We start from the raw sequence: 12,811 nt of genomic DNA, 5'->3' as shown, positions 1-12,811 counted from the left end.
ATTGCTATGAGATTTGGGTAGATTAATGCGATGCCCCTGCTTGCGATTAAACTGGGTTGTTAAAATGCGACCCGATTCAACAATGCTGCAGGCTACAGTCCCTGGGTTATCTCATGTGCTGAATGTTAAGTTATCTCCAGTCTATAGGGTGAAGTGCAAGCGGGGGCATTTTTGAGTAAGCTCAATTCTAGCGTAGATGTCGACGAATTGGCAGGGCTTTTAGGGACTAGTTATGGGAAAATACGTTACTATTATTATTCCAAGCCCATCTCGAACTACTATAAAACATTCGAAATTTCGAAGAAGAGTGGAGGGGTTCGTGTCATATCCGCTCCTCATGATCAATTAAAAGTTCTTCAAGAACGTCTAAAAATACTTCTGGATGAACTTTACACTCCTAAATCATCGGCGATGGCCTTTATCAAAGGTCGGTCAATTGTCGAAAATGCTAAGCAGCATACGCGAAAAAAATTTGTCTTTAATTTAGATCTATCAGATTTCTTCTCCAGTATAACTTTCCCGCGTGTTCGTGGGTTGTTGATGGCTAAGCCTTATTCGCTGCAGTCAGGAGTAGCTACCGTAATCGCTCACTTGTGTACTTTAAATGGCATCCTCCCCCAAGGGTCGCCATGCTCACCCGTGTTATCTAATATGATATGTTCGGGTTTGGATCGTCAGTTGAAGTACTTTGCCATTAAGCACAGGGCTCGATATTCAAGGTACGCAGATGATATAACTTTTTCGTTTTATGATGATTTGAAATATATATCGCCAGATATAGTTTCGGTTTTGATGGGGGATGGCGTTTCTAATCATTATTACGTTAAATGTGGTAGGCCTCTGGCTGCTGTAATTGAATCTTGTGGGTTTGGGATAAATCTCTCTAAGGTTAGATTGCAAAGCAGATACGAGCGGCAAGTCGTTACAGGACTTGTGGTTAATAAGAAGGTCAATGTCGAGCGGTCTTATATTCGTAAGACAAGTGCGATGATACATTCTATAGAAAAGCAAGGTTTAGGTTTTGCAAGGGAACGTTTTTCGGCCAGTAATCCCCCTATAGATCCTGACACGGGTGTGCAGGTAGTACTCGACGCCCACCTGCATGGAAGACTTTTGTTTATTAAGCAAGTAGTGGGTGTCGAATCAGAAGTTTATCGCCGATTGGCTATGAGATTTAACTTTTTGGATTTGAACTTCAAACTCCCACTCGGGGTTTCTAAAAACCGTAGGGGAGTGGAGTTTAGAAGATCTACCCCTTGGTATGATAAACGGTGCTGGATTGTCGAAACGGAGCTTGATCTTGAGTTTGGACAAGGTTCAGCATTTTTTGTTGCCGATAATATTTTGGTTACTTGCTCTCACGTGTCTGAATTTAAAGGCCGATTTACTTCTGAGTCTGAGGTATATCGTGCTAATGCTCGGGGGAAAAAGTACAAAGCAGGGGTGGTATATCGAGACAAAGCTAGAGATATTTCAATACTGAAGTTGAATGATGAGTCACTAGTGTTTGAGAAATTTGAGATATCTACTAGGCTAGCTGATGTTGGGGACGTGTTGAGCGTTTTAGGTTTCCCGAAAGATAAGCTTGGGGCCCATCACGCTGGACGTCAAACTGTTGTTGTTAGAAATAAGTTCTCAATGTCGGGCGTTAAATATTTTGAAGTAGATAAGGAGCTTTATGCCGGGAATAGTGGCGGGCCAGTTTTGGATGAGGATAATAATTTAGTTGGTGTTGTGGCGAAAGGCAATGACGGTGACTACTGTGATCATAGCAGGTTTATTTGTGTTTCCGAATTGCTAGTGGTTTTGGAAGATTATAGAAAAGCTATTCTGCCAGTATCTGTTTAGTTTTCATTTGTAAGTAACTGCTAGATTTTTGTTTTTGAAAAAAAGATGTTGTTGATTTTTGTAGTAGTGGTCTGTTGAAAGCCTGGATAAAGCTGTCGTTATTCTTTTTATGCTGTTCTCGGGGTAGAAGTCTTTCTGCTTGTTTTTGTGCCGAGCAATGCTGGCCACTTCTATGTTGTGAGCTTTGGTAGGGCTTTTGGACTTTCAGATGTCTTGTTGTTAAGTCACATGTTTAAGCGGTATAACTGTATCTTATGCTGGTTTTAGGATGTGCTTGTCGAAACCAATCAACCCTATCTAACGCAGTTTTCTCTGCGGCCTACTGACTGGCAAGCCTATGGCTTGGCGTAATTTTCTTGTCATTGTCGTTTTTTCGCGGTCAGGGTTGCCTCAAATATATTCCCTTCCAGCAAAGCTAATGCTGCGGCGGGGTTTGTTCATGATGGAGTAGGTTAAAAGTAAAATTATATATGGCTACTATTACAGATCAATTTCCGCCGTTGACTCTCGATGAGCTAGTTCATAGGATTGAAAGTTTTTCATCTGCCTCGTTGAATGAAAAGCATTTGCTCATATCTGACCTCGTTCAAGTGCATCCACTGGTTAGTATGGACTTCGGTGCTGGCTCTGTATTTAGGCGGGCAAGGAAAATTGATGAAAATAATTATCCGTCCTCAGTTCAAGATCTTCTATGGAGAGTTGGCGGTATACCCTTCGTTGGTAGGGCTAATCCCGAAGGGTTTCCGGTTATTTACATCGCAGATAGGCCAGAAACAGCGTTTAGTGAAACTCACATAAATGACGACGTTGTCTTGCTTTCTGAACTGAGGATTCGAGAAGGTGCTAACTGTAGGATTGCCCCGATAGGGGAAATGCTGCAAATTCAGCGTACAGGGAGAGGATTTCTATCCGGCGATGCTTCGGCTACCATAAATAATATGTTGAACGCCTGTAGTACTGATCAAGCTCGATCTCTTCTAATAACGGATGCGTTTTTGTTTGAGTGCTTGGTTGGTGATGATGAGCAGTATCTAATTTCATCATTTGTTTCTGAGTCAATCTTTAATAAAAATAGGAATATATCAGCAGTCGCTTATCCCAGTGTTAGGCAACATGGGGCGATAAACTTTGCAGTGCGGACTGATGACTTCTGGAACTCTTGGAGTGTAGTGGCTGCTCGACGTATGAGGGTTCGCCACTTAGCTTTCGGCTTCTACGAAACTACACGAACTGAGCATGTCATAGGCATCACTGCAGGAGGACAACTAGTCTGGAAGAAAGGGAATATTGAAGACAATATATCTTGCAGATTTGAGCCACCTTGGCATCCAGGGCTGTGAGAATGCTTTGTCGATCAGATCTCTTAGTTCCTGCATATGGCTGAGGTCGATCGAAAATGACATTTTTGGGCGGCAGGACTGGTCAAGACCAACCACATGCCTATCCGCTTTCTGCTGTACGTGGCCATCACCGCGCTCACCCGCCTGTTGATTGGCGACGTGTCGCACCACAAGGCGCCCGATGTGGGGCTGCTGTACGTGTGCGGGGGCATTCTGCTGCTGGCATTCGCCATTCTGGTAGTGCGCTACGCGTCGTATCGCTATCCGTCGACCAAGGTCCTGGACGCCAGCGGCAAGGATGTGGAAGAGGGTAAGTGACCCTCAGTTGGCCACCACGTTGCGTGCTTGACCACCACTGGGGCGCGTAAGGGCGGCGAGCACTTGCATGGGATTCTGGCTGCGATCTATCGCCAGGCCCAGGCGGATGCTGTCGATGACCCGTTGCAAGCGAGCGGGGTCATTGCGTTGCGCCTGGCTGATCAAGCGTTTGGCGGCTATGCCCGCCTCGTCAGACAAGGTGAGCATGATGCTCCCGTCGAGCGCCTCGATGCTCAGGTTGACCCGGTACTGGGGGCTGAACGCTGCACTGATCTGATCGAATGGGTTGGTCATGATGGCGCTTCTGCAACGTGGTGATGCAGAAATTGACTAGTGGGGGTGGGGCCGGGTTCCAACCGTTTATCGGTCGCGGCACGGCGGCAGTGGTGCAAGGCTGAGCCCTTGCGGTTGGATAAGGCAAGGGCCGCTACGCGGCCCCGTCCCGGTCAGGCGATCAAGCCTCCGGATCGCTCAGTTCCAGCACGCCACGCTTGCTGCGCAACTTGCCGTACAGGTGCTCCAGCGCATGGGTCAGCTTGGTGGCCGCGCCTTCCACCGCCTGGTCAAGCGAGTTGGCCGTGTGTGTCACCGAGATCGGCTGATGGCCTTTGGGGCGAGCCTCCATCTGGCAGCGCTTGTCCTGTGGTCCGGGTTTGCCGCCGTTTTCATCGCGCAGGTGCACCTCGATACGGGTGAGGTCTTCCTCGTAGCGCTCCAGCGTGTCTTGCACCGTGTTGCGGACCCACTCATCGAGCCGGGCATTGCCATCGATGTGGTTGCTGCTGTTGACCTGGATTTGCATGATTCAATCCTTATTCAGCTTGCTCGCATGGAGACGCCAGGTCCTTGAGACCCTTGGAATTTCTGCGCCTCTTGACTCTAAGGTCAGGCAAGCCAATAGCGAATTCAACCCCCTCTTAAAAATAAATGTCTTGTAGCAAAGCCGATTGCTCACTTTTGTCCGGCACGCTGTCGGCCAGGCTTTGCATATGAGAATCCATATCATTATTATTGCTGGCTTCAACATTTCCGGACTTGGCCATGACCCGTAAACCCGCCAGCCTCACGCCCAGCTATCGCCTGGCCGTGGCTTCACGCAGCCTGGCGGCGTTGCTTGGCGGTTATCTGTTGGCGTCTACGGCCAGTTTCTGCGTGGCTGTGTCGCTGCCCATAGCGCCGGTCGACGCCACGCTGATCGGCCTGATGCTGTCGTTCGTGTTCTACGTGTTGGCCTTCATCGGTTGCTTTGCCTGCCGTGACGCCTGGCGGGCGTGGTTGGGCGTGTTGATACCGAGCCTGGTGCTCGGGCTGCTCGGCGCGCTGGTCCATTGGATGAAATTGTCATGAAAGACGGCTTTCGCCAGGCGATGGCCTGGCTGCATACCTGGACAGGCCTGCTGTTCGGCTGGCTGCTCTTTGCCATCTTCCTCACCGGCACCCTGTCGTATTTCAAAGAAGAAATCACCCACTGGATGCAGCCTGAGATAGGCCATTACGCACCCAACCCGCAAGCCGCGCTGGGCGCGGCGCAGCGCTATCTGCAAGGTCAGGCGCCCGCTTCGCAAAGCTGGTTCATCCGCCTGCCCAATGAGCGTGAAGCAGGGGTGAAGGTCGGGTATCGGGACGCGAACGGCGGCCCTCGCGGTTTCGTCACCCAGACCCTCGATGCCAAGACGGGCGAGCCCGTCATGGCGCGCGACAGTCGCGGCGGGGAGTTCTTCTACCGGTTCCACTTCCAGCTGCAGATGCCTTATCCGTATGGCCGCTGGCTGTCGACATTCTGCGCTCTGATCATGCTGCTCGGCCTGGTCACCGGCATCATCACCCACAAGAAACTGTTCAAGGAGTTCTTCACCTTTCGCCCTGGCAAGGGCCAGCGCTCCTGGCTGGACGGCCACAACGCCATCGGCGTGCTGGTGCTGCCGTTTCACCTGATGATCAGCTACAGCAGCCTGGTGCTGTTCATGTACCTGGTCATGCCCGCAGGGCTGATGGCGCATTACGGTGATGACACCTCGAAGTACTTCAATGATTTGTTTGGGGCAGGGGAGGCGCCCAAGGCAGCTCAGGTCGCCGCGCCGCTTGCCCCACTGCCGGCGCTCTATGCCCAGGTCCAGGCGCTGCAACCGGGGGCGCGGGTGGGCAACATTCGGGTCGAGAACCCGGGCGACAGCAACGCACGGGTCACCTTCACCCAGTCTGCCGCCGACCACGTTGCCTATCGGCGCAGTGCCAACTGGACCTTCGACGGCGCCACAGGCGCGCTGCTCGAACAAGGCAAGCCCGAAAGTGGCGCCATGCTGACGGCATTCAGTTTCGCCGGGTTGCACATGGGCAATTTTGCCGGCCCTTGGCTGCGGTGGCTGTATTTCTGCTTCGGGCTGGCAGGCACTGCCGTGATCGGGACCGGCCTGGTGATGTGGTTGGACAAGCGCCAGCTCAAGCATGCCAAGGCCCCGCGCGTTCCGCGTGAGCTGCGTCTGGTGGAGGTGCTCAACATCGTCAGCATGAGCGGGCTGCTGTTGGCAGTGGCCAGCTTTTTCTGGGCTAACCGGCTGCTGCCGGCGGCGCTTGAAACCCGTGCCGACTGGGAGGTCAATGCGTTCTTCATGGCATGGGGCCTGGCGCTGGTGCACGCGATGGCGCGTAGCGGTCGCCGGGCCTGGGGCGAGCAGCTGGCGCTCGGGGCGCTGGCCTTCACGCTGTTGCCACTGCTCAACGCGCTGACGACCGCGCACGGGCTCAACCACGCCATCATCGATGGCGATTGGAGCATGGCTGGGTTCGATCTCACCGCATTGGGCTGCGGCCTGTTCCTGGCCTGGCTGGCAAGCAAGAAGCTGCGCCCTGCGCTGGCCTTGGCCAAGCCTTCCCGTTCACGCGCCAGCCAGGTTGGCCATGAAACGGCGCAGGTCCAGTGATGCTCGGTATCGCCCTGATCGCCTTCGCGGGGTTCGCCGCCTTGTGTCTGGCCATGCCCAAGCACTTCGAAGCGCTTTTGGGCCTCACGCCGGTCCCAGGACAACCGCGGCTGTTACGAGCGACCGGCTGGCTCATGCTGCTGGTCTCATTGGCCCTTGGCGTGCAGGCGCGGGGCTGGGCTCACGGTCTTGTGGAGTGGACGGCCGTTGCGATGGCAGGTGTGACCTTGTGGGTGTTCGGGCTGGCGTACCTGCCTCGCTTGCTGGTCGGCATGGCCGCCGTCAGTGCATTGCTGGGGCCGTTGTTGGTCCTGTTAGCCGGATGATGCCATGAGCCCCACGACGCAGAACGACGGCTCAGAGGGTGAATCGAGCGCTCGTGCCCGCTTTATCCAAGTGTTCATGGCCCAGCGCGCGCGCATGGAGGCGCTGGTCAGTCGCCGGGTAGGTTGCCGGGCCACCGCCTCCGACTTGGTCCAGGAGCTGTTCCTGCGCTTCTGGGGGCGTGCGCAAGTGAAGGTCGAAGCCCTGGACACCTACTTGATGCGCTGCGCCGGCAACCTGGCCATCGATCACCTGCGCAGCGAGAGCAGCCGCCAGCGTGCTTTGGCCGATGTTTCACAGGGCAGCGTGCACCTTGTGAGCCAGACGCTGGAGCAGACCCTGGAGGTGGACGACGATCTGCAACGCATCGAAAACGCCTTGCGTGCGTTGCCCGAGCGTACCCGGCAAATCTTTCTGCTCAACCGTGTCCACGGCTGCACGTACAGCGAAATAGCACGCGCCATGCAACTGTCCCAAAGCGCTGTGGAAAAACATATGATGCGTGCCCTGCAAGCGTGCAAGGCCAGTGTCGCCCAGGCCGCGCCCATTCCACGACCACCACGGGGCACGCCGTGACCACCACGTTACCTGCTGTCACTCAGGCACAATCCGATGCCGCCCTGCAGTGGCTTGTACGCATCAACGGGCAGCCCGAGCAAGCCCGCAGTGCGGCGTTCAGGCGTTGGCTGCTGGCCGACCCGCGGCATCCGGTTGCGTACGAGCAGGCGCAGGCGCTGTGGAACCACAGCGCCCCCGCTGCGGCGACCCTGGCCGATGAAGACCAGCTGGCCCTGCAACATTACCTCGACCGGATGAGCCCGCCCGCTGTCAGGCGCCCCGGACGTTGGCGTGCAGGGGCGTTGGCCATGGCCGCTTGCCTGATCATGGCCATCGGCATGCTCGGTGGGTGGCAGCCCGGTCATTGGCTGCTGGACCTGCGTGCCGACTACAGCACGTCGGCCGACCGGCGCGAAGTGACCTTGCCAGACCACTCGGCGGTCACGCTGGACGCCCACAGTGCGGTTGCCGTGCAATTCGAAAACGGCCAGCGCCGCGTGCGGTTGCTGCACGGCGCTGCGTTCTTCAAGGTCACCCACACCGGCGAGCCCTTTGTGGTGCAGGCCGCCGATGGGCAGGTGCGAGTGCTGGGCACCGAGTTCGAAGTGCGCGAGCAGGGCGCCGCCACCCAGGTCACCGTCCGTGCTGGTCGCGTGGCGGTCAGCCCGTCCAAGGGGGCCGTGGCACGTGAGTTGATTGCCAATCAGCAGGTGAGCTACGGCGCGGGGCAGGTCAGCCATACGTTGTCGGTCGACAGCGAGCAGCACCTGGCATGGCGCGAGGGTTGGCTGACCTATTCCCAGGCGCCCCTGGCCCAGGTGGTTGAGGATCTGGGTCGCTATTACCCCGGCCACATCGTGCTGCTGAACGAGGCATTGGGGCGGCGTGAAGTCAGTGGCAGCTTCCCCATTGCCGAACCCTTGCAGGCGCTGGACTCACTGGGCGCAGTGCTCGGCTTTTCGCGTCAGACAGTGCTTGGTCGGTTCACGGTTATCCGTTGATTGCTGGTCGTTGACCACCCTATTTCATGCCCTCCAAAAAAACTTCCTACCGCAGGTGAGGTAACAGCACGCCATAACCGTGTAGTGCGTGAAAGTGCGATTCATTCGCACTCAATACCTTCTCTCAGGTCAGCGTCCATGAAGTCTACTTTGCGTTGCGTTCCCCTTTGGCTCGGTCTTGCAGTACTCCCGCCGTTCATCTACATCCAGGCGGCGAGTGCGGCGCAACGCGCGCAAGCTTATACCTTCGACCAACCTGCCCAGCCACTGCTCCAGGCCCTCGCCGCCTTCAGCCGCGTCACCGGGCAGAGCGTGGTCCATACCCTGACGCTGCCTGCCGTGCAAGCGCCTGCGCTGCACGGGGCCTTGAGCGCCGAGCAGGCGTTGCAGCGCTTGTTGGGTAATGCCGGGCTGACCTGGCAACGGGTCGATGCCCATACCTTCACCCTGCAGGCATTGGACACCGCCGGTGCCTTGAACCTGCAGGCCACCACCGTGACTTCGCAGCTCGACAGCTTGAGCTATCAGCCGCCGACCACCACCTCGATCATGCGCGGCCAGGGCCCCACCCAGGACATCCCCCAGGCGATCAACGTGGTGCCCGCCCAAGTACTGCGCGACCAGGCGCCGCGCAACCTGGACGATGCCCTGGCCAATGTCAGCGGCATTACCCAAGGCAACAATTTCGGCGGTACCTCCGACACCGTCATGAAGCGAGGCTTTGGCGACAACCGCGACGGTTCGATCATGCGCGATGGCATGCCCTTGGTGCAGGGCCGCAGCCTCAGCGCCAGCACCGAGCGGGTCGAGGTGCTCAAGGGGCCGGCTTCGCTGTTGTACGGCATCCAGGATCCAGGCGGGGTGATCAACGTGGTCAGCAAGCGGCCCCAGCTGCAGGCCTACAACGCACTGACTGCACGCGGCTCGACCTACGGCGATGGCAAGAACGGCAGCGGTGGTGGTTTCGACAGCACCGGTGCGCTGGGCGACAGCAACTTGGCCTACCGCCTGATTGCCGACCACACGGACGAAGACTACTGGCGCAACTACGGCGTGCGCCGCGAGACACTGCTGGCCCCCTCGCTGGCCTGGCTGGGCGAGGATACCCAAGTAGTGGTGGCCTACGAGCACCGTGAATTTCTTTACCCGTTCGACCGCGGCACGGCCTTCGGCAACGACGGCCATCCGCTCAACATCCCGGCCACTCGGCGCCTGGATGAGCCGTTCAACGACATGCAGGGCCGCTCCGACCTCTACAGCCTGCAACTGGACCATCAGCTTGCCGACGACTGGAAGCTGCACCTGGGCTACAGCTTCAACCGGGAAACCTATGACGCCAGCCAGGTCCGCGTGACCGGGGTCAACCCGCGCACCGGCACACTGACGCGCAGCATCGATGGCACGCGCGGTGCCATGAGCCGAGACCAGTTCGTCACGGCGAGCCTGGCCGGCACAGTCCAGTTGGCAGGCCTGCAGCATGATCTGCTGGTGGGCCTGGACCATGAAGACCGCAAGGTGTACCGCGCCGACCTGATCCGCCAGACGCCGCGCACCCCCTTCAGCTACCTGAACCCTGTGTATGGGCGTGAAGTGGAGGGCAGCACAGTGCGCGCCTCCGACAGTGACCAGACCGACGAGCTGCGCACCGACGCCTTGTTCATGCAGGATGCGCTGCACCTGGACGATCACTGGATCCTGGTGGCCGGTGGGCGCTTCCAGCAATATGACCAGTACGCCGGTCGCGGACGCCCGTTCAAGGCCAACACCGACATCAGCGGGCAAACCTGGGTCCCCCATGCGGGGGTGGTGTACAAGGTCGATGAACAGCTCTCGTTCTACGGCAGCTACAGCGAATCGTTCAAGCCCAACTCGACCATCGCACCACTGGCCGGCAACGTGGTGCTCGACGGCGCCATCGCCCCGGAAGAGAGCAAGTCGTGGGAGCTTGGGGCCAAGCTCGACGTACCAGGGCGCATCACCGGCACCTTGGCCTTGTTCGACATCACCAAGCGCAACGTTCTGGTGTCCAACTTCGATTCGAGCACCCGCGAGACGGTCTACAGCAATGCCGGTGAAGTGAACTCCCGGGGCGTCGAGCTGGACCTGACCGGCCAGTTGAGCGAGCGCTGGAGCCTGATCGGCAGCTACGCCTTCACCGATGCCAAGGTCACCCAGGACCCGGCCCTCAAGGGCAACCGCCTGCAGAACGTGGCGCGGCACGGCGCTTCGTTGTCCGCCGTCTACGATTTCGGCAGCCTGTTCGGTGGCGACAGCCTGCGCGCCGGTGCCGGGGCGCGTTATGTGGGCGAGCGTACCGGCAATGCCACCAACACCTTCGACCTGCCGTCCTACACGGTGGCCGACGCCTTCGCCAGCTTCGAGACCCAGCTGGACGCGCACACCGTTCGCCTGCAACTGAACGTCAAGAACCTGTTCGACAAGGTGTACTACAGCTCGTCGGTCAACCAGTACTTCGTGGCGGTGGGCGATGCGCGGCAGGTGAGCGTATCGGGCACCTTCGAATTCTAGCGACCAGCCCTGCGGCCCAGGGCCTGGCGATACTCCCCAGGCGTGGCCGCCAGCACCTGGCGGAAGCGATTGCTGAAATGGCTGGCACTGGCGAACCCGCAGGCCAGGGCTACCTCGCCCAAGGGCGCATGGCCCAGCCGCAGCAGCAGGCATGCCCGGTGCAGGCGCCGGGCCAGCAGGTATTGGTGGGGGGGCAAGCCGAAGCTCACGCGAAACATGCGTGCGAAATGGTACTCGGACAGGTTGCAGCGCACGGCCAGCTCGCCCAGGGTAAGGGCATGCTCCAGGTGTGCTTCGATGTAGTCGATCAACTGCCGGCGCTGGCTGGGCGCTAGCCCGCCCTTCAGGCGCAGCCCCTGGCGCAGGCCCACTTGACTGAGCAAGGCATGGTCGACGATCTCGTGGGCCAGGCTGCTGGCCAGCAAACGTTCGGCCGGCTCGTTCCAGTCAAGGCCTGACAGCTGGCGAAAGCGCAGGGCCTGCCTGGGGTCGTCCATGAAGGTCGCCTCCTGCAGTTGCAGCGCCCGCGGCTCCCGGTCGAGCAGGCGTACGCACCCCAGCGCGAACTGCGCCGGGCTCACATACAGGTGGGCCATGCGGATGGCCCCGTTGATCACCCAGTTCGATTCGTGCTCGGCCGGCAATACGCACAGCTTGTCCGGAGCACCCTTGTCGGCCGGGCGTTGGCGCCGAAAGGTGCCGGTACCGTCAGCCAGGTAGCAGGACAGGGTGTGGTGGCTGGGTGCCTGGTAGTCGCGGGCATCGTCGCGGTTGCGCCACAGCGCAGCCGCCAGCCCATCGCCCAGGTGCGCGCTGAGCTCCAGCCGGGCGTTGGGGGATGCATGCATGACATTGAACACTTGCAGCTGCGTGAATGGCGTCATCGGGGCCTACCTCTGCTGCACATGCTACTGCGGCCAAGGGCAGGTGACAGCGCCCTGATGCGCAAAAGCGCAAGTTTATGCAAGCAGGGCAGGGCTACCGAGCGAAATACTGGCGGTGCCCGTTACTCCAGGCATGCCTGCCTTGGCCGGGACACCTGTGGAAGGCCCAAAGGAAACACACCATGAACCTGTCGCTCTACCTGCTCACCGTGCTGATCTGGGGTACGACTTGGATTGCCCTGAAATTCCAGCTGGGTGGGGTCGCCATCCCCGTATCCATCGTCTATCGCTTTGCCTTGGCAGCACTGATCCTGTTTGCCATGCTGTTGCTCACCCGGCGCCTGCAGCCCATGGGTCGGCGCGGCCACCAGATCTGCCTGGCCCAGGGACTATGCCTGTTCTGCATCAACTTCATCTGCTTTCTCAGCGCCAGCCAATGGATCGCCAGCGGCCTCATTGCCGTGGTGTTCTCCACCGCCACCTTGTGGAACGCGATCAATGCCCGGCTGTTTTTTGGCCGTCAGGTGGCCCCGCATGTACTAGGCGGTGGCGCCTTGGGATTGCTGGGCCTGGGCCTGCTGTTCTGGCCGGAGCTGTCGCACCATGCAGCCAGCCGCCAAACCCTGTACGGCCTTGGTCTAGCGCTGCTTGGCACCTTGTGTTTTTCGGCAGGCAACATGCTTTCGAGTGTTCAGCAGGCGGCCGGGCTCAAGCCCATGACCACCAATGCCTGGGGCATGGCTTATGGGGCAGGCATGCTGGCAATTGCCTGCCTGGTGGGTGGGATTCCGTTCGAGATGGAGTGGAGCGCACGCTACGTGGGCTCATTGCTGTACCTGGCGGTGCCGGGCTCGGTGATCGCGTTCACCGCATACCTGACCTTGGTCGGGCGCATGGGGCCGGAGCGTGCGGCCTACTGCACGGTGCTTTTCCCGCTGGTGGCCCTGAACGTGTCGGCGGCCGTCGAAGGCTATCAATGGACGCCCACCGCCTTGCTTGGCCTGGTAGCGGTGATGGCGGGCAATGTGCTGGTGTTTCGCAAACCCAAGGCTGCGCGCGGCCCCGAGGTGCCTCGGCCTGCCTAGGCC

The 12,811-nt window shown here is 58.5% G+C and carries 13 protein-coding genes and 1 pseudogene; 10 read left to right on the top strand and 4 right to left on the bottom strand.

The annotated features are described in order from the left end of the window. Window positions 1-171 precede the first annotated feature (171 nt). The 3 genes and pseudogenes from FS777_RS16700 to FS777_RS16690 form a co-directional block, all read left to right on the top strand. On the top strand, window positions 172-1,848 hold the full coding sequence (locus FS777_RS16700; RefSeq protein ID WP_178091279.1) for a trypsin-like peptidase domain-containing protein: 1,677 nt from the start codon (window positions 172-174) through the stop codon (window positions 1,846-1,848). A 470-nt stretch (window positions 1,849-2,318) separates the two neighbouring features. Then, window positions 2,319-3,188: an RES family NAD+ phosphorylase gene (locus FS777_RS16695; protein WP_145256515.1), complete on the top strand. Its 870-nt coding sequence runs from the start codon at window positions 2,319-2,321 to the stop codon at window positions 3,186-3,188. Between the two features lie 84 nt (window positions 3,189-3,272). Further along, window positions 3,273-3,506, top strand: a pseudogene (locus tag FS777_RS16690) (phosphate-starvation-inducible PsiE family protein); the annotation flags it as partial. 3 nt (window positions 3,507-3,509) lie between these two features. Here the strand turns inward: FS777_RS16690 and FS777_RS16685 are convergent. The 3 genes from FS777_RS16685 to FS777_RS21725 all read right to left on the bottom strand — a co-directional run bounded on the left by FS777_RS16685 (window position 3,510) and on the right by FS777_RS21725 (window position 4,549). Then, the gene (locus FS777_RS16685; protein ID WP_058637196.1) at window positions 3,510-3,800 is read right to left on the bottom strand and encodes a DUF3509 domain-containing protein; all 291 of its coding nucleotides are present in this window, start codon (window positions 3,798-3,800) and stop codon (window positions 3,510-3,512) included. A 160-nt stretch (window positions 3,801-3,960) separates the two neighbouring features. Then, window positions 3,961-4,308: an HPF/RaiA family ribosome-associated protein gene (locus FS777_RS16680; protein ID WP_058604891.1), complete on the bottom strand. Its 348-nt coding sequence runs from the start codon at window positions 4,306-4,308 to the stop codon at window positions 3,961-3,963. Window positions 4,309-4,423: 115 nt separating this feature from the next. Continuing rightward, a complete protein-coding gene (locus FS777_RS21725; protein WP_256675189.1) occupies window positions 4,424-4,549 on the bottom strand; it encodes a hypothetical protein in 126 nt (41 codons plus the stop codon). Here FS777_RS21725 and FS777_RS16675 point away from each other — a divergent pair. From FS777_RS16675 to FS777_RS16650, 6 genes are all read left to right on the top strand, one after another. After that, on the top strand, window positions 4,548-4,853 hold the full coding sequence (locus FS777_RS16675; RefSeq protein ID WP_058604892.1) for a DUF3649 domain-containing protein: 306 nt from the start codon (window positions 4,548-4,550) through the stop codon (window positions 4,851-4,853). The genes FS777_RS21725 and FS777_RS16675 overlap by 2 nt on opposite strands. Next, a complete protein-coding gene (locus FS777_RS16670) occupies window positions 4,850-6,427 on the top strand; it encodes a PepSY domain-containing protein (RefSeq protein ID WP_145256512.1) in 1,578 nt (525 codons plus the stop codon). Before FS777_RS16675 ends, FS777_RS16670 begins: the two co-directional genes overlap by 4 nt. Continuing rightward, window positions 6,427-6,753, top strand: a complete 327-nt coding sequence (locus tag FS777_RS16665; RefSeq protein WP_058637194.1) for a DUF3325 domain-containing protein — start codon at window positions 6,427-6,429, stop codon at window positions 6,751-6,753. The genes FS777_RS16670 and FS777_RS16665 overlap by 1 nt, the downstream gene beginning before the upstream one ends. 4 nt (window positions 6,754-6,757) lie before the next feature. Next, entirely contained in the window at window positions 6,758-7,327 is a 570-nt protein-coding gene (locus FS777_RS16660) for an RNA polymerase sigma factor (RefSeq protein ID WP_058637193.1), read from the top strand. Continuing rightward, window positions 7,324-8,310, top strand: a complete 987-nt coding sequence (locus FS777_RS16655) for a FecR family protein (protein WP_145256509.1) — start codon at window positions 7,324-7,326, stop codon at window positions 8,308-8,310. The genes FS777_RS16660 and FS777_RS16655 overlap by 4 nt, the downstream gene beginning before the upstream one ends. 138 nt (window positions 8,311-8,448) lie before the next feature. After that, window positions 8,449-10,839 (top strand): TonB-dependent siderophore receptor, encoded by a 2,391-nt coding sequence (locus tag FS777_RS16650; protein ID WP_145256506.1) that lies wholly within the window; start codon window positions 8,449-8,451, stop codon window positions 10,837-10,839. On the opposite strand, the gene FS777_RS16645 is transcribed toward FS777_RS16650, so the two are convergent. Next, on the bottom strand, window positions 10,836-11,723 hold the full coding sequence (locus FS777_RS16645; RefSeq protein ID WP_058637190.1) for a helix-turn-helix domain-containing protein: 888 nt from the start codon (window positions 11,721-11,723) through the stop codon (window positions 10,836-10,838). The genes FS777_RS16650 and FS777_RS16645 overlap by 4 nt on opposite strands. 182 nt (window positions 11,724-11,905) lie before the next feature. On the opposite strand from FS777_RS16645, the gene FS777_RS16640 reads away from it, so the two are divergent. Next, entirely contained in the window at window positions 11,906-12,808 is a 903-nt protein-coding gene (locus FS777_RS16640; RefSeq protein ID WP_058637189.1) for a DMT family transporter, read from the top strand. Window positions 12,809-12,811 lie beyond the last annotated feature (3 nt).

Origin of the sequence: Pseudomonas sp. DE0157 (assembly GCF_007678615.1) — a bacterium.
In the GTDB taxonomy this organism is placed as follows: domain Bacteria; phylum Pseudomonadota; class Gammaproteobacteria; order Pseudomonadales; family Pseudomonadaceae; genus Aquipseudomonas; species Aquipseudomonas parafulva_B.
Note: the sequence above shows the minus strand (reverse complement) of the source record. Positions and strands in the feature narration are given on the sequence as shown.

Excerpts from the sequence above, each read along its gene's own strand:
- FS777_RS16685 (WP_058637196.1), bottom strand. The coding sequence starts at position 3,800 with ATGACCAACCCATTCGATCAGATCAGTGCAGCGTTCAGCCCCCAGTAC.
- FS777_RS16645 (WP_058637190.1), bottom strand. The coding sequence starts at position 11,723 with ATGACGCCATTCACGCAGCTGCAAGTGTTCAATGTCATGCATGCATCC.
- FS777_RS16640 (WP_058637189.1), top strand. The coding sequence starts at position 11,906 with ATGAACCTGTCGCTCTACCTGCTCACCGTGCTGATCTGGGGTACGACT.
- FS777_RS16660 (WP_058637193.1), top strand. The coding sequence starts at position 6,758 with ATGAGCCCCACGACGCAGAACGACGGCTCAGAGGGTGAATCGAGCGCT.
- FS777_RS16665 (WP_058637194.1), top strand. The coding sequence starts at position 6,427 with ATGCTCGGTATCGCCCTGATCGCCTTCGCGGGGTTCGCCGCCTTGTGT.
- FS777_RS16680 (WP_058604891.1), bottom strand. The coding sequence starts at position 4,308 with ATGCAAATCCAGGTCAACAGCAGCAACCACATCGATGGCAATGCCCGG.
- FS777_RS16675 (WP_058604892.1), top strand. The coding sequence starts at position 4,548 with ATGACCCGTAAACCCGCCAGCCTCACGCCCAGCTATCGCCTGGCCGTG.
- FS777_RS16695 (WP_145256515.1), top strand. The coding sequence starts at position 2,319 with ATGGCTACTATTACAGATCAATTTCCGCCGTTGACTCTCGATGAGCTA.
- FS777_RS21725 (WP_256675189.1), bottom strand. The coding sequence starts at position 4,549 with ATGGCCAAGTCCGGAAATGTTGAAGCCAGCAATAATAATGATATGGAT.
- FS777_RS16650 (WP_145256506.1), top strand. The coding sequence starts at position 8,449 with ATGAAGTCTACTTTGCGTTGCGTTCCCCTTTGGCTCGGTCTTGCAGTA.
- FS777_RS16670 (WP_145256512.1), top strand. The coding sequence starts at position 4,850 with ATGAAAGACGGCTTTCGCCAGGCGATGGCCTGGCTGCATACCTGGACA.